Consider the following 23,148-nt stretch of genomic DNA (forward strand, 5'->3'; position numbering starts at 1 on the left):
ATGGGGGCAGGTCATACGCACCGGCTCTACCGGCACGCGCACTCGCCCGTGCACGCCCTTCCGCCGCACACCAAGCTCGCCGCCGTCTTCGCGTTCGTGGTGGTCGTGGTGTCGACGCCGCGCGAGGCCGTCTGGGTGTTCGCGCTGTACGCCGTGCTGCTCGGCCTCGTCGCCCGGGCGGCCCGGGCCCGGGCGGGTTTCTGCTGCGGCGGCTGCTGATCGAGATCCCGTTCGTCGCCTTCGCCGTGCTCATGCCGTTCGTGGTCGAGGGCGAGCGCGTCGACGTCCTCGGTTTCTCGCTGAGCGTCAGCGGCCTGTGGGGGCCTGGAACGTGCTCGCCAAGGGCACCCTCGGCGTCGCCGCCTCCGTGCTGCTCGCCGCCGCCACCGAACTGCGCGAACTGCTCCTCGGGCTGCAGCGGCTCAGACTCCCGCCGCTCCTCGTGCAGATCGCGTCCTTCATGATCCGCTACGGCGATGTGATCACCGACGAGATGCGGCGGATGCGGATCGCCCGGGAGTCGCGCGGCTTCGAGGCGAGGGGCATGCGGCACTGGGCGGTGCTGGCCAAGTCCGCGGGGGCGCTCTTCATCCGCTCCTACGAGCGCGGCGAGCGCGTGCATCTGGCGATGGTCAGCCGTGGCTACGCGGGGTCCATGCCGGTCATCGACGAGGTGACCGCGTCCCGCGCCCAGTGGTCCCGTGCCCTCGCCCTGCCCTTCGCCGCCCTCGTCGTCTGCCTGCTGGGACGGACCCTGTGACACCTTCGCTGGAAGTGGCCGGACTGGCCTTCGCGTACCCCGACGGGCACCAGGCCCTCTTCGGGATCGACCTCTCGATCGCCCGCGGCGAGCGGGTCGCGCTGCTCGGGCCGAACGGCGCCGGGAAGACCACGCTCGTCCTGCACCTCAACGGCATCCTGACCGCCGGCGCGGGCTCGGTGACGGTCGCCGGGCTGCCCGTCGGCAAGCACCACATGGCCGAGATCCGCCGCAAGGTCGGCATCGTCTTCCAGGACCCGGACGATCAGCTCTTCATGCCCACGGTCCGCGAGGACGTGGCCTTCGGGCCCGCGACGGCCGGGCTGAAGGGCGCGGAACTCGACGCCCGTGTCGACCGGGCCCTCGCACAGGTCGGCATGGCGGACTTCAAGGACCGTCCGCCGCACCACCTCTCCTTCGGCCAGCGCCGCCGGGTGGCGGTGGCGACGGTCCTCGCCATGGAGCCGGAGATCCTCGTCCTGGACGAGCCGTCGTGGAACCTGGATCCCGCCTCACGGCGCGAACTCGCCGACATCCTGCGGTCGTTGGACGTCACGGTCCTCATGGTCACGCACGATCTGCCGTACGCGCTGGAGCTGTGCCCGCGCTCCCTGATCCTCAGCGAGGGTGCGATCGCGGCGGACGGGCGGACGGGCGCGCTGCTCGCCGACGACGCGCTCATGCGGGCCCACCGGCTGGAGCTGCCCTTCGGATTCGATCCCCGATCCGTCCCGACGGGCGCGGACCGTCCGTGACAATGGGCGGATGACGAACGAGGACCATCGGAGCGAGGGCTCGTTGCTGCTGGACGAGCAGCTGTGCTTCGCGCTGTACGCGGCGCAGCGCGCGGTCACGGCCGCGTACCGTCCGCTCCTCGAGGAACTCGGTCTCACCTACCCCCAGTACCTGGTGCTGCTGGTGCTCTGGGAGCGCGGTCAGACCACGGTCAAGGAGCTGGCCGGGGCCCTGCGGCTCGACTTCGGCACCGTGTCCCCGCTGCTCAAGCGGCTTCAGTCGGCGGGTCTGGTACGGCGTGAGCGCTCGGCGCGCGACGAGCGTTCGGTGCTTGTCGCCCTCACCGGACGCGGCGAACAGCTCAGGGAGCGCGCCGAGTCCGTGCCCGGCGCGCTGCTGGCGGCGTCCGGACTCGGCGACCCTGACGTGGTCCGGCTGCGCGAGGAGCTGTGGCGGCTGGCGGAGAGTGCGGAGGGCGCCGCGGGCCGCACCCGCTGACCTGGCGTTCCGGGCCTTCTCCGGGGCTTTCCCCGCGGGGTCCCCCGGGCCTCGGCGTGCCCCGTTCCGGGGCGTGTGACGTATCCGCCCCCCTGCGCACACGGTCCGCCTACCGGCGAGTTACCTTGTGCACGATGTACTTGCACACGTTTGTGTTGTCCGTCGTTGTTCCCGCTCCGGGGGAGGTCCTGCCGTGATCGAAGGTGCCGCCGTCGACACCCGCCCTACGAAGATCATGTACGTTGCCGAGGCCACCGCGCACGGCGGCCGGGAAGGCTATGTCACCAGCCAGGACGGGCAGATCGAGCTACGGGTCGCGATGCCGCCGCAGATGGGCGGCGACGGCAACGGCACCAATCCCGAGCAGTTGTTCGCGGCGGGCTACAGCGCCTGCTTCCACAACGCGCTGATCCTCGTCGGCAACCGCGCCGGCTACGACCTGTCCGGCTCGACGGTCGCCGCCAAGGTCGGCATCGGCCCCAACAAGCAGCGCGGCTACGGACTCGCGGTCGCGCTCAGCGTCTCGCTGCCCGTGCTCGACCAGGAGGTCGCGGCGCAGCTCGTGGACGCGGCCCATGAGGTCTGCCCGTACTCGAACGCCACCCGCGGCAACATCGACGTCTCGATTGTGCTGGGCTGACGCCTGGGGGCGAGGAATCGAAGGCCGCATGCCCTTGTTTCACTGACTGTCGCAGGCGAGTGAACGACGAGAAGGGCGTGCGAACGTGGACGTGGACGTGAACGGCGTGGTGGCCGAGGGCTTCGAGCCGGTCAGGGACGCGTTCGTACGGAACTTCGAGATGCTGGGGGAGCGCGGGGCGGCGGTGGCCGTGTACCGCGACGGGCGCAAGGTCGTGGACCTGTGGGGCGGCACCCGGGACGTCGACGGCACGCGGCCCTGGGAGCGGGACACCGCGCAGATCGTGCGCTCGGCCACCAAGGGAGTCGCCGCGGCCGTCCTGCTGATGCTGGCCGAGCGCGGGGAACTGGACCTGGACGCGCCGATCGGCGCCTACTGGCCGGAGTTCAAGGCGCGGGGCAAGGAGCACGCGCTGGTGCGGCATGTGCTGGCGCACCGCGCCGGGGTACCGGCGCTCGACCGCACGCTCACGCCCGCCGAGGCCGCCGACCCGGATCACGCCGCCGCCGTGCTGGCCGCTCAGGTCCCTGCCTGGGAGCCCGGCACGGACCACGGCTACCACGCGCAGACGTACAGCTGGCTGACGGGCGAGCTGGTGCGGCGGACCACCGGCCGTTCGATCGGCGAGTGGATCGCCGCCGAGATCGCCGGACCGCTGGGCCTGGACCTGTGGGTGGGCCTGCCCGAGGCGCAGGCGCACCGGGTGGGGCGGGTCGGTCCCGTTCAGGCGCCGGCGCAGGACGGCGCGCTGCGCGCCCGCCCCAAGCGCGCGGTCGCCGAGGCGTACGCCGACCCCATGAGCCTCACCTGCCGCGCCTTCGCCGCCATCACCCCGCAGCCCGACGAGAACGACCCCGCCTACCGTGCGGCGGTCCTGCCCGCGTCGAACGGCATAGCGACGGCGGACGGTCTCGCGCGCTTCTACGCGGCGCTGAACGGCGGGGTCGACGGGATACGGCTGTTCGCGCCCGAGACGAGGGAACGGGCCCGCACGGAGGCGTCGGCGGGCCCCGACCGGGTGCTGGTGGTCACCACCCGCTTCGGCCTCGGCTACATGCTGCACGGCAGCGCGTCACCGCTGCTCGGCCCCGGCTCCTTCGGCCACCCGGGCCGCGGCGGGGCGCTCGGCCTCGCGGACCCGGAGTCGGGCATCGCCTTCGGCTATGTCACCAACGGCTTCCGCAAGAGCGTGACGGCGGACCCGAGGGCCCAGGCACTGGTCCGCGCGGTGCGCACCTCGCTGGCGTAGACGGCGTGGACGACGGTCCGGGGTGTGCGCGGGGCAGGACGCGGCGACGCCCGGACGCGGGGTCGCGCACGGGCATCGCCCGGGGATTTCAGTGCGTCAGCGGGCGGGAGCTTCTGCCCGACGCCTCGTCGATCTCCTCGTGCGCCTTGGTGAGGAGCTGCATCGCCAGCTCGTTCAGTGCGCGCGCGCCCGCGATCTCCTCCCCGACACGGGGCTGATTGGAGTCGGTGTGGTGGCGGCTGGCGTACCCGCGGGACCGTACCTCGTTCCCGTCGGGAAGCCGCACGAGTGCCGCCGCCCGCGTCCGCTCGTCGTCCTCCTCGAATTCCAGCTCGACATGCCATCCCACTGCGGTGTGCATCATGACGATCACCTCCGGAACCACTGATTCCAGAGTGCTCCTCCTCGCCCTCGGACGCACGGTCTGAGCGGGCCCGGCACCGCGCCGGCACCCGGCTCACGCCTGGTCGTTGTCCTTCAACTCGCCCCAGCCGTGCCACCGGTCGACCTCGATCCAGGCACTGACACGGCCTCGGTCCCGCCTCGGGTAGGGCTTGCCGATGTAGTGCCGGGAGACGCGGTCGATGTCGGCGAGGCCCTCGTCGTCGTACATCTCCGTGACCCGGCCGATGAGCGTGACATGCGTGTACCAGTCGTTCTCGTCGAGGACCGTGAGGGTGACGCGCGGGTCCCGGCGCAGATGCTTCAGACGGACCCGGCCCTCGTCCATGTTGACGAGCACGCGGCCGTCCTCCCACAGGTACCAGGTGGCGGTGGAGACGGGTGCGCCGTCCGCGCGCAGGGTGGCGATGACGCTGTGGTTGGGGCGCCGCAGCAGTTCGACGGCCTCCGCGGGAAGGGGCGGTTCGGACATGGGACTCCTCGGCTTCGGGGACGGGGGTGTGGTCGGGGGGGAGGGGACTGCGGTCAGGAACGGGGGGCGTCGTCGAAGCTGGCGAAGTAGGCGGCGGCCATGTCCTTGTCCGCGTGACCCTGCTCGGCCGCGCGACGCATCCGTTCGGCGGTCGCGGCGGCCACGTCGAGGCGGACGCCGTTGGCCTCCCCGGCTTGGACGATCAGGCGGGCGTCCTTCTCCGCGGTCGTCACCGCGAAACTGGCCGGGGTGAGCTTGTCGTCGAGGACCGCTTCGGCCTTGGCGCGGAGATAGCCCATGTCGAGCGGGCCGCCGCCGATGAGATCGAAGAAGCTCCCCGGGTCCACGCCCAGGGCCCGGGCCAGGGCCAGTACCTCACCGCCCGCCGCGGTCACCGCGAGGACCCAGCTGTTGGTCACCAGCTTCAGGCGGGTGGCCCCGGCCTCGGCACCGTTCTCGCCGATCCACATCGTGCGGGCGCCGACCGCGTCGAAGACGGGCGCGACCGTGTCCCGGCCCTCCGCGGGGCCCGCGGCCAGCACGGTCAGCTGTCCCGCTTCCGCGGGCTGGCGGGTGCCGAGCACCGGGGCGTCGTAGAACACCAGACCGTGCTCCTGGGCGAAGCCGGCCAGTTCGCCGACGGAGTCGAGGCCCACCGTCGTCGACTGGGCCCAGACGGCGCCGGGGCGCAGGGCGGGGGCGGCCTCGCGCATCACCTGAAGGACCGCGGGGCCGTCGTAGAGCATGGTCAGGACGACATCCGCGCCCTGCACGGCCTCGGCGGGCGTGTGGACGACCTGCGCGCCGTCGGCGGCCAGCGGCTCGGCCTTGGCGCGGGTCCGGTTCCAGGCGCGGACGGTGTGTCCGGCGCGGGCGATGTTACGGGCCATCGCGGCCCCCATGATCCCGGTGCCCAGGACGCTCACGGTGAGCTTGTCTGTCATGACCTCAACTTCCTGATCCGTACGGTGGATACTGCGGCTCAGCATGCTCGTTCAGCCGCCAACCTTCCCGGCGGCGGCGCGGACAAGCCCGTCGAGCCAGGCCTGATGGCCGTTGAGCATCGGGCCGGGGGCCCGCGTGGCCGGCTCCGCGGCCGGCCGACGGAAGCGGACGCCGTCCTTCAGCTCGGGGCCGTCGCCGTCCGGGAAGGAGATGCCGGCGACGTTGTCGTAGTACGACTCCCCCCGGGAGGTGTCCACGAGGTGCGGCCAGACCTCGGTGGCGCCGAGGCCCCGGACGATCACCTCGTTGGAGACGAAGTTGTCGCCGGTGCCCGGCAGATAGCGCTCGGGCCACTCGATCGCGTTCTGGGTGGTCATGGTCGGGGTCCCTTCCTCTGGCTGCATCGTCGGACGCGGTGTGTGCCGTCGCCACTCGGCGACGCGTCGACGGGAGGAGCGCTGTCATCGGGAAACCAATAGAAGCGCCGGGACTGCCATCGGACCTTCGATGCCGCACAGGGCTAGGCTGACCGTATGGGAAAGCGGACGTCCGACGGGGGCGAGGCGGTGGCCGACAGCGGCAGGCAGCTTCCGGCACCCGCCGACCTCAACCTGCTGCGCACTTTCCTCGCCGTCTATCGCTCCGGCTCCCTCACGGCGGCGGCACCCCTGCTCGGGCTCTCCCAGCCGACCGTGACCGCCCAGATCCGCACCCTGGAACAGCAGTCGGGACGTGTGCTGTTCACCCGGCTTCCTCGTGGCGTCGAGCCGACCCCCTACGCCCACGAACTGGCCGGGCAGGTCGCGGCACCGCTCGATGCGCTCGCCTCCCTCGCAGGCGGCAGCGGCCCGCTCTTTGGACACACCGCCCCCGTGCACCTCGCCGGTCCCTCGGAGCTGCTGTGCGTCCGGGTGCTGCCCGCGCTGGTCCCGCTCGTCGCCGACGGTGTGCAACTGCGCGTCGTGCAGGGGCTGACGGAACCGCTCCTGGAGGACCTGCGCGCCGGGCAGCACGATCTGGTGATCGCGACCCGGCGGCCCCGCGGCCGTGGCCTGCCCTCGGTGCCGCTCGCGGACGAGGAGTACGTGCTCGTCGCGGCGCCCGGACGGGTGGGGCGCGGCAGGCAGAACACGACACCCGAGGACCTGTGCGCCGCGCTCCGGGACGTGCCGCTGGTCGCCTACGCGGAGGATCTGCCCATCGTGCGCCGCTACTGGCGGACGGCCCTCGGCAGACAGCTCACCGTCCGCCCCTCGGTGACCGTGCCCAACCTGTACGCCGTGCTGTCGGCGGTCAACGCGGGCGCCGGCTACAGCGTGCTGCCCCGCTCCCTGTGCCAGGAGCACCTGGACTCGGGGCGCCTCGCCCTGCTCCACGGCCCGGAGGAACCCCCGCTCAACACCCTGTTCCTCGTACAGCGCCCGGGCGCCGAGGCCAACCCAGACGTGGTGCGTGTGCGGGAGGCCCTGCGCGGCGCGGCCCGCGCCTGGTGAGGGCCCAGCCGGACACAGGGCAGCAAAGGGCCCCCGGCCGGCGGTGACGCCGACCGGGGGCTCCTTGACGCGATGAGGTCACGTCAGCCGTCGGACTCCGACGACGGGATGTAGGCGCCCGGCACGTCGTTCGGCGCGTAGATCTTGCTCTCGCCGGGGTACGGCCGGGTCCAGTTGTGCGTCTGGTACCAGGTGAAGCGGTTCATCTGCGCGGGGTTCGCGTAGTCGGGCACGGCGTTCGGTCCGGTCAGCCGCTGGTGCGACTCCCAGGCCTTCCACTGCGCCGCGACCTTCTGCTCGGCCGCCGGCACCTTCGCGGACGTCGGCGCGGGCGCCGCCTTGGCGTCCTGCGGCGCCGGGGTGTCCGCGCCGCAGGAGGGCTGGGGGCTCACGCCGAGGGTCAGCGAGGTCCGGTTGGGCACCGCCGTGAACGGCGTGTTGTCCGCGCGCCCGGTGAACGCGCCGAACATGGGGGTGGCCGCGCTGTCCTTCTGGTTCATCGGGTGGATCCCGAGGATCTGCTCGACGGTGCGGATCATCGTGATCTGCGAGTAGTAGTGGTTGTCCACGGTGCCGTGCCTGGCCCAGGGGCTGATGATCTGGACCGGGGCACGGTGGCCGTCGACGTGGTCGAGGCCGGCCTGGGAGTCGTCCTCGACGACGAAGATCGCCGAGTCCTTCCAGTACCTGCTGTGCGTGATCTCGTCGACCATCCGGCCGACCGCGAGGTCGTTGTCCGCGACCTCGGCGGCCGCGTTCGCCGGGCCGCCGGTGTGGTCGTTGGAGAACCAGAACATGTTCAGGTTCGCCGGACCGTTCTTCTCGAAGTCCTGCTTCCAGATCTGGTACTTGTACACGTCCGGGACGTTGAGGTCGAACAGCGGGAAGCCGGGCACCGACACCTTGTTGAGCGAGGGGATCGCCGAGCCCGTCTGAATGGGGTAGGCGGTCTTCTGCCCGGTCGCGTCCATGGTCTTGGCGTCGCAGTACAGGTTCTGCCAGGTCGCGTCGGACGGCTTGCTCTCGAACGACTGGAACTCACCGTAGTCCTTGACGGACTTCCCGGCCGCCTGCGCACCGGTCCAGATGAACCCGGACTTCTGGTGGCCCAGAGCGTCGTCCTCGGTGTCGTAGCTGCGCGTGTACTCACCGGCCGAGGACTCGGTGTACTCCGGGTTGTCGGCCTGCATCAGCCAGTTGTGGCCCTCGGCGGAGTTCGTGCCGACGTCGTAGAAGTTGTCGTACAGCCCGAACTGCCTGGCCAGCGCGTGCTGGTTCGGCGTCACGTTCTCGCCGAACTGCGTCAGCGACGCGTCGCCGTTGCCCTGCGGTATGTCACCGAAGACCTGGTCGTAGGTCCGGTTCTCCTTGACGAGCAGGAAGACGTGCTTGATCGTCGAGGGAGCGCCGAGCCGCACCGGGACCGGCACCGGCTTCGCGTGGCTCCTGCCCCGGGTCTGCCTGACCGAGCCGCGGGTCCAGCCGTTCTGCTTGAAGACCTTGGCCGTCTGGGCCTTGATGACCCGGTCGTCCGGCAGTGTGAACTGCGTCAGGCTCGACGTCGTGTCGTGGGTGCCGTGGCCGGCGCTGTCGGGGCGGCGGGCGTCGACGCCACGGGTGTTGGAGACCACCACGTTCTTGCCCACGGTGGCGATCTCCGCGGGGAAGTAGTCCGTCGGGAGCAGGCCGACATAACTGGCCGGCTGCTGCGGGGAGGTGTACCGGTAGACGGCGACCGCGTCGGCGCGGCCGAGCGTCACCAGCAGATGGCCGTCGTCGGTGAGCGACACCGCGTCGGGCTCGTAGCCGACCGAGGCCTCCGGCCACGGCTGGGTGGCGATGGTCTGCACGACCTTGTTCTTGCGGCTGTCGATGACCGACACGTTGTTGTCGGCGGTGTTGGTGACGAACACCGCCCCCTTCCTGGCGTACACCGCGGTCGGGTGCAGACCGACGTCGATGCTTCCTACGGCGGCGGAGGGGTCGGCCAGGTCGATGACGCTGACCGTGCCGGTGGAGGTGGCTCCGGTGTTCGGGTTGGCCGGCACCTGGGTGCCGTAGGAGTTCATCGTGGTGTCGCCGGCCTTGGCCGGACGCCCGCCCTCGTTGCTGACGTAGAGCTTGTCGCCGACCATGGCCATGCCGCGGGGGGCGTTGCCCACGGCCCAGCTCTGCCTGACGGTCCCGGTCGCCGCGTCGATGGCGACCACCCGGTTCTGGCCGTTGACCGCGGAGTACACGGTGGAGCCGTCGGCCGAGAACGCTGCCGCGCCCACCAGTGCGTGCTGGGAGCCGACGGCCGGGATCGAGACGGCCTGCGGGTTGGAGAGGGTGCCGTCCGCGTTCACGGTGAACTTGGTGTAGCCGTCGCTCTGGCCGAGCCACAGCTGTGAACCGTCGGGCGAGTACGTCGGGCCCTCCTGGCCGACGGAGCCGCTCTTGATGCGCAGGTCGTCCTTCGCGTTGGTGCCGACCCGTTGCTTCACCTGTCCGGTCTTGAGGTCCATGATGACCAGCGCCGCGTCGCCGTCGGTGACCGAGGCCGCGAGATGGCTCCCGTCCGGGCTGACCGAGGACGACATGATCTTGCCGTCGTCGATGACGGTGCGGCTGCCGTACGGGGCGATGTACTGGTCGGCGGAGACGACCTGTCCGTCAGCGGTGACCTGGCCGACCTGCTGGGTGCCGAACTGGTGCGTCTGGGCAACAGCGGTACCCGTCACCGCGAGGGCGACCGCGATGCCCGCCGTCACCAGCACGGTCCGGCGCCCGACGCGTCTGCCGAACAGGTTGATCTGCTCCCTTTCGGTCATCCGGCGCTGCCGAGTTACCTGCATGGAAATCATCCCTTCAGGGGGTGTCGAGCAGTTCGACATTGCCGTCGAACTGCCAGAGCGGGTTCGGCGCGTCCCCGATCGGGGTCCGCACCAGGAAGTAGCCGTTGACTTCCTTCGGTCCGTCGCCGTCGGACACGAACCGCCCGTCGGAGGCGATGTCGAGCTGGTAGATGGCCGTCCCCGCGGCCGCGACGCCGGGGAGATGCCAGGTGACGACGCAACGCCAGTCGTTGCCCGCCCCCTCGGGGGCGAGCTGGCTGTCGCCCTTGGTGCACGCCGCCGTGACCCGCAGCTGCGCCTCGGTGACGGCGGGACGGTGGAGCTGCCGAGTCTGCATGCGGTACAGGTGGGCGAACGCCGTGGCGAGCGACCGCTGGACCTTGTCCTGCTCGATCCCGGAGCCCGTCGACGGGGTCGCCACGCCGACCACCGCGACCGTGGCGGCGACCAGTCCGACGAGCGGCAGGAGCCCGACGGTGACCGCGCGGCGCCCGGAGCCGTCGTAGGCCGGGTTGGTGAAGTCGCGCCGGAGAAAGAGCAGATACGCCAGCGTTGTCACGAGTACCGCCCACACCAGGCTGACCGTGATGCCGATCAGGAGCGGGCCGACCTGTGCCGGGCTGGTGAACAGCCCGTTCCAGGAGATAAAGGCGTAGCCGGGCAGGGCGAGACGCACGGCGACGGGCAGCGGCAGCATCTGGGCGATCTGCATCGCGAGCGCGACCAGCGGGGGCAGCAGCAGTCCCATGGGGGACCGCCCCAGCGCGACCGACCCGAGCAGTCCGATCGCGGCGAGCGCCAGGGTCGGAGCGAGGGCGCACACCCAGGCGAGCAGGACCTTCCCCGCTGCGTCCCCCGGCGTCAGCAGGTGGCCGTCGAGGCCGACCAGCGGCTGGTTGCCGACCGACACGAGCCCGCCGGTCGCGCTGGAGCAGGCCAGCCCGGCCACGAGCAGCAGGATGACGGTGAGGCTGGCCAGTGCCTTCGCCACGAAGATCCGCCGGGGCGAACGGACCGCCACGAGCAGATGGCGCCAGGTGCCGAGCCGGTCCTCGGAGGCGAACACGTCGCCGGCGACGATCGAGGTCAGCAGCGGCAGCGCCCAGGTGCCCGCGAAACCGAGCATCACCAGCGGTCCGGCCCAGCCGGTGGCGTGCATCCAGCGACCGAAGAGGGTGTCCGTGGGGAGCGTGCTCTGCTGGCTCACCCCGGCGACGAAGAGCGCCGGCGCGATCCAGCAGGCGAGGACCAGCAGGCGGATCCGCCACTGCGAGACCAGCTTGACCAGCTCGAAGCGGTAGCCGCGCGCAACCGGCACCCGGCGGACAGGGGCAACGTCGCTCTCGGCGATGGTCGCGGTCATCGGCCGGCCTCCTGCTTCTCGGTGAGGGCGAGGAACGCGGCCTCCAGCGGCGACACCACGGGGGCGAGCTCGCGCACCGCGATGCCCGACTGCACGACCCGCGCCACCAGTTCGTCGAGGGCGGGAACCAGCGCGCGCACGACGAGCACCCCGGCGTCGTGCCGGATGCCGGAGTCCTCGACGACGCGGATCCCGGCCGTGTCGGCGGCCAGACGGCGCGCGGCCGCTACGTCGGAGGTGCGCACCCGGTAGTCGAGTTCACGGTTCTCGGCGGCCAGCTTGGTGAGCGGGCCGGAGAACACGACCCGTCCGGTGGCGAGGATGGTCACCTCCGAGCACAGCGCCTCCAGGTCGTCCATGCGGTGGCTGGAGAGCACGACGCTGGTTCCGTCCGCCGCGAGCCGGGTGAGGACACCGTGGACGTGTCTTTTGCCCGCCGGATCGAGGCCGTTGGACGGTTCGTCGAGGACGAGCAGCCGGGGCCTGGTGAGCAGGGCGGCGGCAAGCCCGAGCCGCTGGCGCATGCCGAGGGAGAAGCCGCGGGTGCGGTCGTCGGCGACGTCGGTGAGCCCGACCTGGTCCAGCACGTCGTCGATCCCCGCCGTCCGCGCGTCGTCGCCGCGGAGGTCGGCCAGCGCTGCGAGGTTCTGCCGGGCGGTGAGGGAGGGGTAGAGACCGGGCCCGTCCACGAAGCCGGCGACACCGTCGGGAGCGGCGAACGCCCGCCCGACCGGCGCACCCAGGATCTCGAGGCGGCCGCTGTCGGCGACGGCGAGGCCCAGCAACAGACCGAGCAGCGTCGTCTTGCCGGCGCCGTTCGGTCCGACCAAGCCGTGGATCTGACCACGGGCCACATCGAGATCGACGCCGTCGAGCGCGACGACGTCGCCGAAACACTTGGAGATCCCGCGAGCCCGGACTGCGAGGAGTGTGTCCATGGGTCCCTTCTTTCGAAATCCGCAGGGACCCTAGGGACGGCACACAACGTAGACACAGGCGGCTCGTTGAACGCACGGGGAACGGATCGTCAAACCGTCGGCAAGTCGTGCGCACGAGTGGCCGACGCCGAGCCGGAGCCGGCCGACGCCTGCCGGACCGGGGGAAGCGCCGCCGGGAACGGGAGCAGGCGGTTCGCTGCTGTGCGGTCGCCTACCCGGCGTGCAGCATCAGCCCGATCCCGACCACGACCAGCCCCGCCGCCGCGATCCGGGGTAAGCCGAACCGCTCCTTGAAGAACACCGCGCCGATCGCCGCGCCGACGATGATCGAGGACTCCCGCAGCGCCGCGATCGGGGCCAGTTCGGCCCGTGTCTGGGCCCACAGGACCAGGGCGTACGCCGCCACCGACAGGGCCGAGCCCAGCAGTCCGAGCAGGGCGAACGGCCGTAGCCTGGCGAGGAGTTCGCCGCGTCGGCGGTACGCGGCGTAGGCGGGGATCACGACTCCCTGGACGGCCATCAGCCAGGCGATGTAGCCGAAGGAGGAGCCGGACGCCCGGACGCCGAGTCCGTCCAGCACGGTGTACCCCGCGATCGTCAGTCCGGTCGCGAGCGCGGCGCCGATGGCCGCCCAGTCGGGCCGGCGTCCGCGCAGCCCCCACAGCGCCACCCCGGTCAGCCCGGCGCACGACACGCCGACACCGGCCGCCGCCCAGCCGTCCGGTATCTCGTGCGCGAAGACCGCCGCCAGCACGGTGACCACCAGCGGGGCGGTCCCGCGCGCGATCGGGTACGCCTGCCCGAAGTCACCGAGCCGGAACGACTGCATCAGCAGGACGTAGTACGCGATGTGGACGGCCGCGGAGGCGAACAGATACGGCCAGGCCCCCGCCGTCGGGAACGAGGTGAACGGGATCAGCGCGAGCCCGATGAGCGCGCCGCCGCCCCCGATCAGCGTGAAGCCGAGCAGCTTGTCGGTGATGCGGTGCGCGATCGCGTTCCAGGAGGCGTGCGTGACGGCGGCGAGCAGCACCGCCGCGGTGACGGCGGGCGTCACGCGGAGCGCTCGCGCACGTCCACCAGGGTGCCGCCCGCGTGGGCGATCAGCGTCTTCGGGTCCATCGGGAACACGGTGTGCGGGGTGCCGGCGGCGGCCCACACGGTGTCGTGGCCGAGCAGCGAACGGTCGGCGAGCACCTGCGTCCGGGTGCGGTGCCCGAACGGTGGCACACCGCCGATCGCGTACCCGGTGGTCTCCCGTACGAGGTCGGCCCCCGCCCGGGTGACCTTCTCGGCGCCGAGTTCCTCCCGGACCCGCTCGACGTCGACCCGGGAGGCGCCGTCCATGAGCACCAGCACCGGGACACCGTCCGCGGCGAAGATCAGCGACTTGCAGATCTGGCTCAGCTCGCACCCGATCGCCGCGGCGGCCTCGGCAGCCGTACGGGTCGCGTCCGGGAAGCGGCGGATCCGCGGGTGGAGGTCGCCGAGCCCCAGCTCTTCGAGGGCTTCGGCGAAACGGGGGTGGGCTCCTGATTCCGTGGGCGTCATGGGAAGCACGCTAGCGGTGGGTGTACGGCACAAGCGACCGGATTCAGCAGCGCCGCACCCGGTCGCGGACTGTGCGTCAGCTGCCCGCCCGCAGCAGTGCCGCCACGATCGGGCCCGCCGTGTCACCACCGTGCCCGCCGGCCTGGACCACGCCGGCGGCGGCCAGGTCGCCCTTCCACGCGGTGAACCAGCCGTTGGGCTTCTTCTGGCCGTCGACCTCCGCCGACCCCGTCTTCGCGCCGTAGTCCGGGCCCAGGCCCGCCATCGCCTTGGCGGCCGTGCCCGCCGCGGCCGTGTACTGCAGGACCTCCTTCAACTGGGCCTGCGTGGACGCCGACATGGTGCGCGTCGCCTTCGCCGTGGTGCGGTGGTCCACCGACGGGGAGACCAGATACGGCTGGTGGAAGACGCCCGTCTTCGCCGTCGAGACCACCGAGGCCATGTTCAGCGGGTTCATCCGCACACCGCCCTGGCCGATCAGCGACGCCGCCATCTGGGCCTGGCTCTGCACCGGGACGGCGCCGTCGAAGGTCGGGACGCCGATCGCCCAGTTGTTCATGCCGAGGCCGTAGATCTGCTGGGCGACCTGGGTGAGGTCGTCGTTCTGCAGCTTCTTCGCCTGGCTGATGAAGGCCGTGTTGCAGGACGCCGCGAAGCTCGCCTTGAACGTGCCGTTCTTGATCTCGAACTTGTCGTCGTTCTGGAACTTCCAGCCGCCGTACGTCACGTACTTGGGGCACGGGTGCGGCTTGTCCGGCTTCGCCAGGCCCTTCTCGAACAGCAGCGTCGACGTCACGATCTTCATCGTGGAGCCCGGCGCGAGGGAGCCCTGGAAGGCCACGTTGAAGCCGTGGCCCGAGTTCGCCGCTGCCAGGATCTCGCCCGTGGAGGGCCGCATGACGACGACGGACGCCTTGGTCTTGTCCGCCACCTGCTGCTCCGCCTTCGCCTGGAGCGCCGGGCTCAGCGTGGTCCTCACCGTGCCCGGGGTGCCCTCGCTCAGCGTCAGCAGGGTTTTGTCGGGCGTCTTCTGCGTGCCCTTCGTCGCCGCCTTGCGCACGATGCGCAGCTCGATGCCCGCCTTCCCCCCGGCCTGCTTGCCGTACTTCTCGCGCAGGCCGTCCAGCACCGTCCCCAGCGAGGGGTACTTGGCCTCCGTCAGCTCGCCGCCGTCGCGGTCCAGCGCCCGGATGGGCGGCGTGCCCGCCTCGCCCGTCACCAGACGGTCGCCCTCGGCCAGGTCCGGGTGCACCACCGACGGCTGCCACCGCACCCGCGGCGCGCCGTCCTCGGTGCGGCGCACGACGGTGAGCTTCGTCTCGTACGCCAAAGGCTTGCTCTTGCCCTGGTACGACACCGTCGCCTTGACGGAGAAGGGGACCGACGCCCCGGACGGGGTGCCGCGGGTCAGGGTCACGCCGGTGATGTGCGCGTCCTTGCTGTAGCCCGTCAGGACCGGGGCCGCGGCGGCCGAGTCGTCCGTTGCGGCCGCCGCCCTGGTGACATCGCCGTGCTGCCAGGCCGTGAGGAACGCCGTGGTCGCCGTGCGGACCTCGGAGGCCGACAGCGGGCCGGTCTTCACGGGCTTGTGATGGGCCGCGGAGGCCTTGCCGTCGTCGGCCGCCGCGCCCCCGCCCAGCAGGCTGTAGCCACCGACCGCCCCGACCACGCCGACGGCGGCGATCAGCCCTCCGATCACCAGCGGCCGGTTGTTGCTGTTCCGCTCGGCGACGCGTCTTCTCTTGCCCACTGCTTCCGATCCTCCGCAGTCCCCTGGTCCCCCGCGCCCCCACGCTCCTCAACGACTACAACCACACTAGAGTCCCGCACTGACAAGGGTGACCTCAGCGGCTGGTTCGTAGCACAGCTGCGACGATCGGACCTGCCGCGTCGCCGCCGTGTCCGCCCTGCTGGGTCATGGCCGCGGCCGCCATGTCGTCCCGGTAGCCGGTGAACCAGCTGTTGGACTTGGCCTGCCCGTCGACCTCCGCGGACCCGGTCTTCGCGCCGATGTCCCCGCCGAGCCCGGACATGGCGTGGGCGGCCGTGCCCTGGGTCGCCGTCAGCTGCATCATCGCCCGGAGTTGGTTCACCGTGCCCGACGGCAGGCCCTTGGCGGTGGCGAGTTGACGGTCGTCCAGCTTCGGGGAGACCAGATACGGCTGCCGGAACGTGCCCGTGATCGCGGTGGCTGTGACCGACGCCATGTTCAACGGGCTCATCTGCACCTGGCCCTGGCCGATGGCGCCCGCCGCGCGGTCCGGGCCGGTGACGGCGGGGACGCTGCCGTCGAAGGAGACGATGCCCGTCTTCCAGTTGTTCTGCCCGAGTCCGAACCGCTCCTCGGCCTCGGCCGTCAGGGAGGCGTCCGTGAGCGGCTTCTCGTCGATCAGCTTCACGAACGCGGTGTTGCACGAGCGCATGAAGCTGTTGGCGAGGGTCGCGTGCTCGTTCGACGTCAGGCCCTGGAGGTTGGTGAAGGTCTGGCTCTGCCAGGTGGCCGTCGGCGGACAGGGTGCCGGACCGTTCATCGTCGTGACACCGTTGTCGATGAGCATCGCCGACGTGATGATCTTCATCGTGGAGCCGGGCGCGAGACGGCCCTCGAAGGCCGCGTTGAACTGGTCCTGACGGTGGTTGGCGACCGCGAGCACCTCACCCGTGGTCGGCTTCACCGCCACCACCGACGACTCCGGGAACTCCTGTACGGCCCGCTCGGCCGCCGCCTGCGCGTCGGCGCTGATGGTGGTGTGCAGCTTGCCGGGTGTGCCCTTGGCGAGGGTCACCAGGGTCTTGCCGGGCGTGTTCGCGTCGGCGCGCTCCACGGACAGTTCGATGCCCGGCTTTCCGCCGGCCTTGGCACCGTACTTCGCGCGCAGCGCGTCCAGGATCGGGCCGAGGGAGGGGTACTTGTCCGCGGTCAGCACCACGCCGTCGCGGTCCACCGCCTCGATCGGGGGCACCTTGGCCTCACCGGTGACGAGCGTGTCGCCCTGCTCCAGGGCCGGGTACACGACGGACGGCTGCCAGTCGACCAGCGCACGCCCGGTGGTCAGCCCGCGCACGATCGTCAGCCTGCTGTCGTAGGCGAGCGGCTTGGACTCTCCCCCGTACGACACCGTCGCCTTGACGGAGAACGGCACGGTCTTCCCGCTGCGCGTCCCCGGCGTGATGTGCACCCCGGTGATGTGCGCGCTGCCGCCGTACGCGGACAGCAACGGCTCCGCGGCCGCCGCGTCGTTGGTGTACGAGGCCGCTGTGGACACGTCGCCCTTCGCCCAGGCGGCAAGGAACTCGGCACTCGCCTTCTTGACCTCCGCCGCGGACGGCGGCCCGGTCTTCACCGCCGCGGGCGAGCCGGTGCCGCTCGCCGGAGAGTCGTGGAGCGCCGACAGCACGTGGTACGCCCCGTACCCGGCACCCCCCACCATCACCACGAACACCCCGCCGACTATGGCGGTCCTGGCCCCCCTGCGCATGGCGCGCCCCCTTTCCCCGTTGATCTCGCACAGTAAGCGAAACAGGCGGCTGCTGTGACCGACGTGTTCGTTTGTTGTCCTAACGGTGATCAGAAGCGTGTCTCACACCGGGAGATCATTCACATCCGTGCACACCGGGGGTCGGCGGGCGGCGCGGTCTGCCCTGTGGGCGGGGTCAACGGCACCTGTGGTGGTGGCACTTGGGGACGCTCGGCCGGGGAGTCCGGGTGGGGGCGGGGTGGTTGCCCCTGTGCCGGTTCCGGTCGGTCTTGTGGTCCGGTTCGCCGGGGGTCGTGGAGGGCGAGGGGGTCGGAGCGCCGGGCTCGTCGGTGCCGTGGCCGAGGGAGGCGGGCGCCGGGAAGGGCGTGTCGGGCAGGCCGGCGAGGGCGCCGCGCATGTACTGGGTCCAGATCTCGGTGGGGATGTCACCGCCGAACACCTTCTGCAGACCGCCGACGCCTGCCAGGGACTGCAGCTGGGGATGTTTCGGGTCCTCGCGGAAGAGGACCACGGAGGTGGCGAGTTGGGGGGTGTAGCCGATGAACCAGGCCGACCGGTAGTCGTCGGTGGTGCCCGTCTTGCCCGCGGCCGTCCTGCCGACGGCCTGGGCCTTGGTGCCGGTGCCCCGGGTGATGACGCCCCGGAGCACGTCGGTCACGTTGTCGGCGATCGCCGCCGGCAGGGCCCGTACGGGGGTGGGGGCGGTGAAGCCGGCCACTGCCGAGCCGTTGTGGGTCACCGCGGTCACCGAGTACGGGGTGGTCTGCATGCCGCTCGCCGCGAAGGTCGCGTAGACACCCGCCATACGGATCGCGCTCGGGGTCGAGGTGCCGATGTAGAAGCCGGCGCTGGGCGCGGCCAGGCTGCCGGAGCGCAGGCCGAGGTTCTTGGCGGTGTTCGCCACGTTCTCGTAGCCGACGTCCTCGCCGAGCTGCACATACGGAGTGTTGACCGACTGCTCCATCGCCTTGCGCAGATCGATGTAGCCCCAGCGGTAGTCGGTGTCGTTGTGCTGGTGGAGGAGCCCGGTGGGGTCCTTGGTGTCGGTGACGTAGTTGCCCTGCGGGTCCTTGATCTGGATGCCGTCGTCACCGTTGAACTTGCTGGACGGGGTGATCGGCTGTGCGGGCTTGCCGGGTCGCATGACGGCTCCGTGCTGGAGCGCGGAGGCGAGGACCACGGGTTTGAAGGTCGACCCCACGGGGACGCCGGAGGTGTCGGCGTTGTCCGCATAGTGGGCCCGGTCGAAGCCGGGACCGCCGTAGACGGCGAGGATCCTGCCGGTCCTGGGGTCCACCGAGGCGGCTCCGGCCTGGACGTCCCGGTCGACCGACCGGTGCGCGGGGTCGAGGCGTTCCTTGCGTACCTGTGCGACGGCCTGGGCCAGTTGCGCCGTCTTCTTCCTGTCGAACGTGGTGTGGATCTGGTAGCCGCCCCGGCTCAGGCTGCCGTCCGTGACGGCCGGGTTGTGCGCCTGGACATACGACCTGGCCAGTTGGACCAGGTAGCCGGTCTGGCCCGTGAACCCCGAACCGGGGGCCCATTTCCTGGGCGTCGGGAAATCCGCGGCCGGGTACCGGGCGCGCTGCTGCCGGGTGAGTTTGCCGGTCGTCACCATCCGGTCGAGCACCCACGACCAGCGCGCTTTGGCCTGTGCCTCGGCCTTGGGGTCGGAGTCCGCGTACTGGAAGAGGCTCGGCTCGTTGACCGCCGCGGCGAGAAAGGCTCCCTGGCTCACATCGAGCTTCTCCACCGGGAGGTCGTAGTACATGCGGGCGGCGGCCTGGATGCCGTTGGCCTGGCGGCCGAAGAAGCAGGTGTTCAGATACCCCTGGAGGATCTGCTGCTTGCTCATGCCGGCGCCGATCTTGGACGAGATCAGCAGTTCCTTGAACTTCCGCGAGACCGTCTGCGACTGGTCGAGATAGGTGTTCTTGACGAACTGCTGGGTGATCGTCGACCCGGACTGCACGGAGCCGCCCTCGGCCATGTGGAACACGGCGCGGGCGATGCCCTGCGGGTCGATTCCCGGGTCGGTGTAGAAGGACGAGTTCTCCGCCGCGATGAAGTCCCACTGCACATCCGCGGGCACCTGCGCGAGGGTGACGTTCTGCCGGTTGACGCTGCCGTCGGCCGCCAGGACGGTGCCGTCGGACCAGTAGTAGACGTTGTTCTGCAGCAGCGTCGTGGGGTTGGGGCCGGGGATGGTGACCGTGGCGTAGGCGTACCCGACGGCCGCTGTCGTGGCGCCGAAGAAGAGCAGGAAGAACGCCAGCACGTGACGCACCGACGGCAGCCAGCGGCGCGGGCCCGTCCGGTTCTGGCGCGGGTAGTCGATCCAGCGTTTCTTCTGAGGTGCCGCTCTTCGGGCGCGGCGTGCCGCGCCCTGTCCGGGGGCCTGCTGCCGGGAGGCCCGGCGGCCCCCGGCGCGGTCACTCGCGACACGGTGCCCGGTCAGGCCGCGCTGCGGCGCTCGACGTCGGTTTCCGCTCATGGGCTCGGATCACTGTCCTCTCGGTCCACGTACGCCCATGGGTACGACCACCTCGGCGCGCTTTCGTCCCTCCACTGCATGGACAGAGCCGACTCGGCCGAAAGTGTTACACCGCGGGCTCGCGGCACCGCGCCGCGGAGCCTGTGCTGCGAGCGCGCAGATCCGCGCGGCTCAGGCGGCAGCCGCTTCACCACCGCCTCCCCGTCCCCGGCCGTCTGCGCGCAGACGGCCGTCAGCTCCCCGGAATCCGGCCACCCGGTGGACCTGGGCGGCCGTCAGCGCCGGTGCCGGACGGCCTCCCAGTCGTCGTTGAACAGCCGTTCCAGCCAGGTCACGCTGTTGCGCAGCGCCGGGGGCGGCACCGCTCGCAGACGGAAGCGCGTACTCATCACTGAAGGAGCCCAGCTAGATCCAGGTGTCCAGCCACATCCGCGAGCGCCAGGAGTCGATCGGGATGGCCGTGCCCGTGTAGATGGGCCAGAAGTAGATGAAGTTCCAGGCGATCAGCAGGACCAGGACGCCCGCTCCCGCCGCTCCCACCACCCGGCGGCGTTCGTCCGCTCCGGGCGGGCCGAGGACGGCGCCGACCATCATCGCCACCGCCAGGCACAGGAACGGCAGGAAGACGACCGCGTAGAAGAAGAAGATCGTGCGCTCCTGGTACAGGAACCAGGGCAGGTATCCGGCCGCGATGCCGCAGGCGATCGCGCCCGCCCGCCAGTCCCGGCGGAACGCCCAGCGCCACAGGACGTACAGGATCGCGAAGCAGGCCGCCCACCACAGCAGCGGGGTGCCGAGCGCGAGGACCTCGCGGGCGCACTTCTCGCCCGCGTCCGCGGGGCAGCCGGACTGGCCGGGGGAGGGGGACTCGTAGAAGTACGAGACCGGGCGGCCCACGACGATCCAGCTCCACGGGTTCGACTGGTACGTGTGCGGCGACGACAGGTGGAGGTGGAAGAGATAGACCTCGTGCTCGTAGTGCCACAGGCTGCGCAGCCAGTCGGGCAGGAAGGTCCAGTTGCCGCCCTTGCCGTCGGTGGCCGCCCAGTTGCGGAAGTAGCCGCCCGAGCCGTCGGCCGGGGAGAGGATCCAGCCGATCCAGGAGGTCAGGTACACGACCAGGGCGACCGGGACCGTCGCCAGGAAGGTGATGCCCGTGTCGCGCTTGAGCACGGTCCGGTAGGGGTGGGGGGCGCCCGCGACCCGGCGCGCGCCCACGTCCCACAGCACCGCCATCACACAGAAGGCCGCCAGGATGTAGAGGCCGTTCCACTTGGTGCCGATGGCGAGGCCGAGCATCAGGCCCGCCGCCCAGCGCCACGGCCGCCACCCCAGACGGGTGGTCTCGGCGGTGTGCGCGTCGGGACGCACCCGCCCGTCGGCGTCCGCGGGGAGCGCGGCCGCCAGTCTCGACCGCGCCCGGTCGCGGTCGACGAGCAGACAGGCGAAGGCCGCGAGGACGAAGAACTCGAGGACGCCGTCGAGGAGCGAGGTGCGGCTCATCACGAACTGCAGCCCGTCCACCGCCATCAGCGCGCCCGCCAGGCAGCCGAGGAAGGTCGAGCGGAACAGACGCCGGCCGATGCGGCACAGCAGCAGCACCGCGAGCGTGCCGAGCAGCGCCGTCATGAAGCGCCAGCCGAACGGATTGAACCCGAAGATCAGCTCGCCGAGGCCGATGACGTACTTGCCGACCGGCGGATGCACCACGTACGCGGGGTCCGTCGGGATCGGCACATGGCCGCTGTGCTGCAGGATCAGGTCGTTGGCGTCCTTGGCCCAGTTGGCCTCGTACCCGTTGTGGACGAGCGCCCAGGCGTCCTTGGCGTAGTACGTCTCGTCGAATATCACCGCCCGGGGGCTGCCCAGGTTCCAGAACCGCATCAGTCCGGCCAGAAGTGTCACAAGCAGCGGGCCGCCCCACGCGGACCAGCGCGTGATGCGGTCGGCGACCCCTTGACGCAGGCCGAGAGCCGCCCAGATGCGCGGGCTGGGCTCGCTGTAGGGCGGCACCAGCCGGTCGCGGACGTCGCTTCTCGGGGGCGCCGCGTAGCCGAACCGGCGCAGCCGCTGCTGCCACGTCGGCCGCTCGTCTGCGGTGGCCTGGGCCTGCCGGGTGTCCGTGGAGGACGCGGTACTGGTCACCGCGCCATCGTAGGGAACACGTCTGTGTGAGTCCCGTGCATGGCGCCTGCGAGGATGGAAACGTGACAGTAACGCCCGGAATTCTGGTCCTCGCCGGCACTCCCATCGGGGACATCGCGGACGCGCCGCCCCGGCTCGCCGAGGAACTGGCCACCGCCGACGTGATCGCGGCCGAGGACACCCGCCGGCTGCGCCGGCTCACCCAGGCGCTGGGGGTGCAGCCCGCCGGACGCGTCGTGTCCTACTTCGAGGGCAACGAGTCCGCCCGTACCCCGGAGCTGGTGGAGGCGCTGGCGGGCGGTGCGCGGGTACTGCTCGTCACCGACGCGGGGATGCCCTCGGTGTCCGACCCCGGGTACCGGCTGGTCGCCGCCGCGGTGGAGAAGGACGTCCGGGTGACCGCCGTGCCGGGACCGTCCGCCGTCCTCACCGCGCTCGCGCTGTCCGGGCTGCCGGTGGACCGCTTCTGCTTCGAGGGGTTCCTGCCGCGCAAGGCGGGCGAGCGGCTGTCGCGGCTGCGCGAGGTGGCCGGCGAGCGCCGCACGCTCGTCTACTTCGAGGCCCCGCATCGCCTGGAGGCGACCCTCGCCGCCATGGCCGAGGTGTTCGGGCCCGAGCGGCGGGCCGCCGTCTGCCGTGAGCTGACCAAGACGTACGAGGAGGTCAGACGCGGTCCGCTGGGCGAGCTGGCCGCGTGGGCCGCGGAGGGCGTCCGGGGCGAGATCACCGTGGTGGTGGAGGGGGCCGGCGAGCCCGCCGCCGGGGAACTGGACGCCGCGGAACTGGTGCGCAGGGTCCGGGTGCGCGAGGAGGCGGGCGAGCGCCGCAAGGAGGCGATCGCGGCGGTGGCCGCGGAGGCGGGCCTGCCGAAGCGGGAGGTCTTCGACGCGGTGGTCGCGGCGAAGACCGCGAACGGTTGAGCCGCGGTCGCGCGAGGAACGCCAACGGTTGAGCGGCGGGCGCCGCGGGGAAGCGAAGTGCCCGAACGTTGGTGGCGTCGCTCACACCCGCTCTGAGCAGCGCTCATCTCCCCTGAGCAGGCGCCCCATGCGAGAGCAAAGGGCTGTCGTGGAAGGCAAAGCCGAGACGCCGCCATCCGGGGCACTTTGGCAAGCGACGTCCAAATCGCCTCCAACACTCGACAGGA

The 23,148-nt window shown here is 71.4% G+C and carries 19 protein-coding genes and 1 pseudogene; 7 read left to right on the forward strand and 13 right to left on the reverse strand.

What is annotated here, in order from left to right; genetic code table 11:
* From cbiQ to AB0L95_RS05555, 5 genes and pseudogenes are all read left to right on the forward strand, one after another.
* Positions 1-760 (forward strand): annotated as a pseudogene (gene cbiQ, locus AB0L95_RS05535) (cobalt ECF transporter T component CbiQ).
* On the forward strand, positions 736-1,515 hold the full coding sequence (locus AB0L95_RS05540; RefSeq protein WP_365157765.1) for an ABC transporter ATP-binding protein: 780 nt from the start codon (positions 736-738) through the stop codon (positions 1,513-1,515). Before cbiQ ends, AB0L95_RS05540 begins: the two are co-directional and overlap by 25 nt.
* 10 nt (positions 1,516-1,525) lie before the next feature.
* Positions 1,526-1,993 carry a MarR family transcriptional regulator gene (locus AB0L95_RS05545; RefSeq protein WP_365157327.1) on the forward strand — a complete coding sequence of 156 codons (468 nt, stop codon included), beginning with the start codon at positions 1,526-1,528 and terminating at the stop codon, positions 1,991-1,993.
* 193 nt (positions 1,994-2,186) lie between these two features.
* A complete protein-coding gene (locus AB0L95_RS05550; protein WP_365157329.1) occupies positions 2,187-2,633 on the forward strand; it encodes an organic hydroperoxide resistance protein in 447 nt (148 codons plus the stop codon).
* A gap of 91 nt (positions 2,634-2,724) precedes the next feature.
* On the forward strand, positions 2,725-3,882 hold the full coding sequence (locus tag AB0L95_RS05555; RefSeq protein ID WP_365157768.1) for a serine hydrolase domain-containing protein: 1,158 nt from the start codon (positions 2,725-2,727) through the stop codon (positions 3,880-3,882).
* Positions 3,883-3,970: 88 nt separating this feature from the next.
* On the opposite strand, the gene AB0L95_RS05560 is transcribed toward AB0L95_RS05555, so the two are convergent.
* From AB0L95_RS05560 to AB0L95_RS05575, 4 genes are all read right to left on the reverse strand, one after another.
* Positions 3,971-4,246 (reverse strand): DUF1876 domain-containing protein, encoded by a 276-nt coding sequence (locus AB0L95_RS05560; protein WP_365157332.1) that lies wholly within the window; start codon positions 4,244-4,246, stop codon positions 3,971-3,973.
* Positions 4,247-4,339: 93 nt separating this feature from the next.
* Positions 4,340-4,756, reverse strand: a complete 417-nt coding sequence (locus AB0L95_RS05565; protein ID WP_365157335.1) for a PPOX class F420-dependent oxidoreductase — start codon at positions 4,754-4,756, stop codon at positions 4,340-4,342.
* Between the two features lie 53 nt (positions 4,757-4,809).
* Positions 4,810-5,700, reverse strand: coding sequence for an NAD(P)-dependent oxidoreductase (locus tag AB0L95_RS05570; RefSeq protein WP_365157338.1), 891 nt, complete (start codon positions 5,698-5,700; stop codon positions 4,810-4,812).
* Positions 5,701-5,751: 51 nt separating this feature from the next.
* A complete protein-coding gene (locus AB0L95_RS05575; RefSeq protein WP_365157341.1) occupies positions 5,752-6,078 on the reverse strand; it encodes a hypothetical protein in 327 nt (108 codons plus the stop codon).
* A 156-nt stretch (positions 6,079-6,234) separates the two neighbouring features.
* Between AB0L95_RS05575 and AB0L95_RS05580 the strand changes: the two genes are divergently transcribed.
* On the forward strand, positions 6,235-7,194 hold the full coding sequence (locus AB0L95_RS05580) for a LysR family transcriptional regulator (RefSeq protein ID WP_365157344.1): 960 nt from the start codon (positions 6,235-6,237) through the stop codon (positions 7,192-7,194).
* Positions 7,195-7,277: 83 nt separating this feature from the next.
* Here AB0L95_RS05580 and AB0L95_RS05585 read toward each other — a convergent pair whose 3' ends face one another.
* From AB0L95_RS05585 to AB0L95_RS05625, 9 genes are all read right to left on the reverse strand, one after another.
* The gene (locus AB0L95_RS05585) at positions 7,278-10,031 is read right to left on the reverse strand and encodes a bifunctional YncE family protein/alkaline phosphatase family protein (protein WP_365157347.1); all 2,754 of its coding nucleotides are present in this window, start codon (positions 10,029-10,031) and stop codon (positions 7,278-7,280) included.
* A 13-nt stretch (positions 10,032-10,044) separates the two neighbouring features.
* Positions 10,045-11,394, reverse strand: coding sequence for an ABC transporter permease (locus tag AB0L95_RS05590; RefSeq protein ID WP_365157350.1), 1,350 nt, complete (start codon positions 11,392-11,394; stop codon positions 10,045-10,047).
* The gene (locus tag AB0L95_RS05595; RefSeq protein ID WP_365157353.1) at positions 11,391-12,332 is read right to left on the reverse strand and encodes an ABC transporter ATP-binding protein; all 942 of its coding nucleotides are present in this window, start codon (positions 12,330-12,332) and stop codon (positions 11,391-11,393) included. Before AB0L95_RS05595 ends, AB0L95_RS05590 begins: the two co-directional genes overlap by 4 nt.
* Before the next feature lie 211 nt (positions 12,333-12,543).
* Positions 12,544-13,389 (reverse strand): DMT family transporter, encoded by an 846-nt coding sequence (locus AB0L95_RS05600; RefSeq protein WP_365157356.1) that lies wholly within the window; start codon positions 13,387-13,389, stop codon positions 12,544-12,546.
* Positions 13,386-13,883, reverse strand: coding sequence for a YbaK/EbsC family protein (locus AB0L95_RS05605; protein ID WP_365157359.1), 498 nt, complete (start codon positions 13,881-13,883; stop codon positions 13,386-13,388). Before AB0L95_RS05605 ends, AB0L95_RS05600 begins: the two co-directional genes overlap by 4 nt.
* 76 nt (positions 13,884-13,959) lie before the next feature.
* On the reverse strand, positions 13,960-15,633 hold the full coding sequence (locus tag AB0L95_RS05610; protein WP_365157361.1) for a penicillin-binding transpeptidase domain-containing protein: 1,674 nt from the start codon (positions 15,631-15,633) through the stop codon (positions 13,960-13,962).
* 94 nt (positions 15,634-15,727) lie between these two features.
* Positions 15,728-17,362 (reverse strand): penicillin-binding transpeptidase domain-containing protein, encoded by a 1,635-nt coding sequence (locus tag AB0L95_RS05615; protein ID WP_365157364.1) that lies wholly within the window; start codon positions 17,360-17,362, stop codon positions 15,728-15,730.
* Positions 17,363-17,537: 175 nt separating this feature from the next.
* Positions 17,538-19,856, reverse strand: coding sequence for a transglycosylase domain-containing protein (locus AB0L95_RS05620; RefSeq protein WP_365157367.1), 2,319 nt, complete (start codon positions 19,854-19,856; stop codon positions 17,538-17,540).
* A 405-nt stretch (positions 19,857-20,261) separates the two neighbouring features.
* A complete protein-coding gene (locus tag AB0L95_RS05625) occupies positions 20,262-22,001 on the reverse strand; it encodes a phospholipid carrier-dependent glycosyltransferase (protein WP_365157370.1) in 1,740 nt (579 codons plus the stop codon).
* Positions 22,002-22,063: 62 nt separating this feature from the next.
* On the opposite strand from AB0L95_RS05625, the gene rsmI reads away from it, so the two are divergent.
* Positions 22,064-22,921 carry a 16S rRNA (cytidine(1402)-2'-O)-methyltransferase gene (gene rsmI, locus AB0L95_RS05630; protein WP_365157373.1) on the forward strand — a complete coding sequence of 286 codons (858 nt, stop codon included), beginning with the start codon at positions 22,064-22,066 and terminating at the stop codon, positions 22,919-22,921.
* Positions 22,922-23,148: the final 227 nt, after the last annotated feature.

This window comes from Streptomyces sp. NPDC052036 (assembly GCF_040680495.1).
GTDB lineage: Bacteria > Actinomycetota > Actinomycetes > Streptomycetales > Streptomycetaceae > Streptomyces.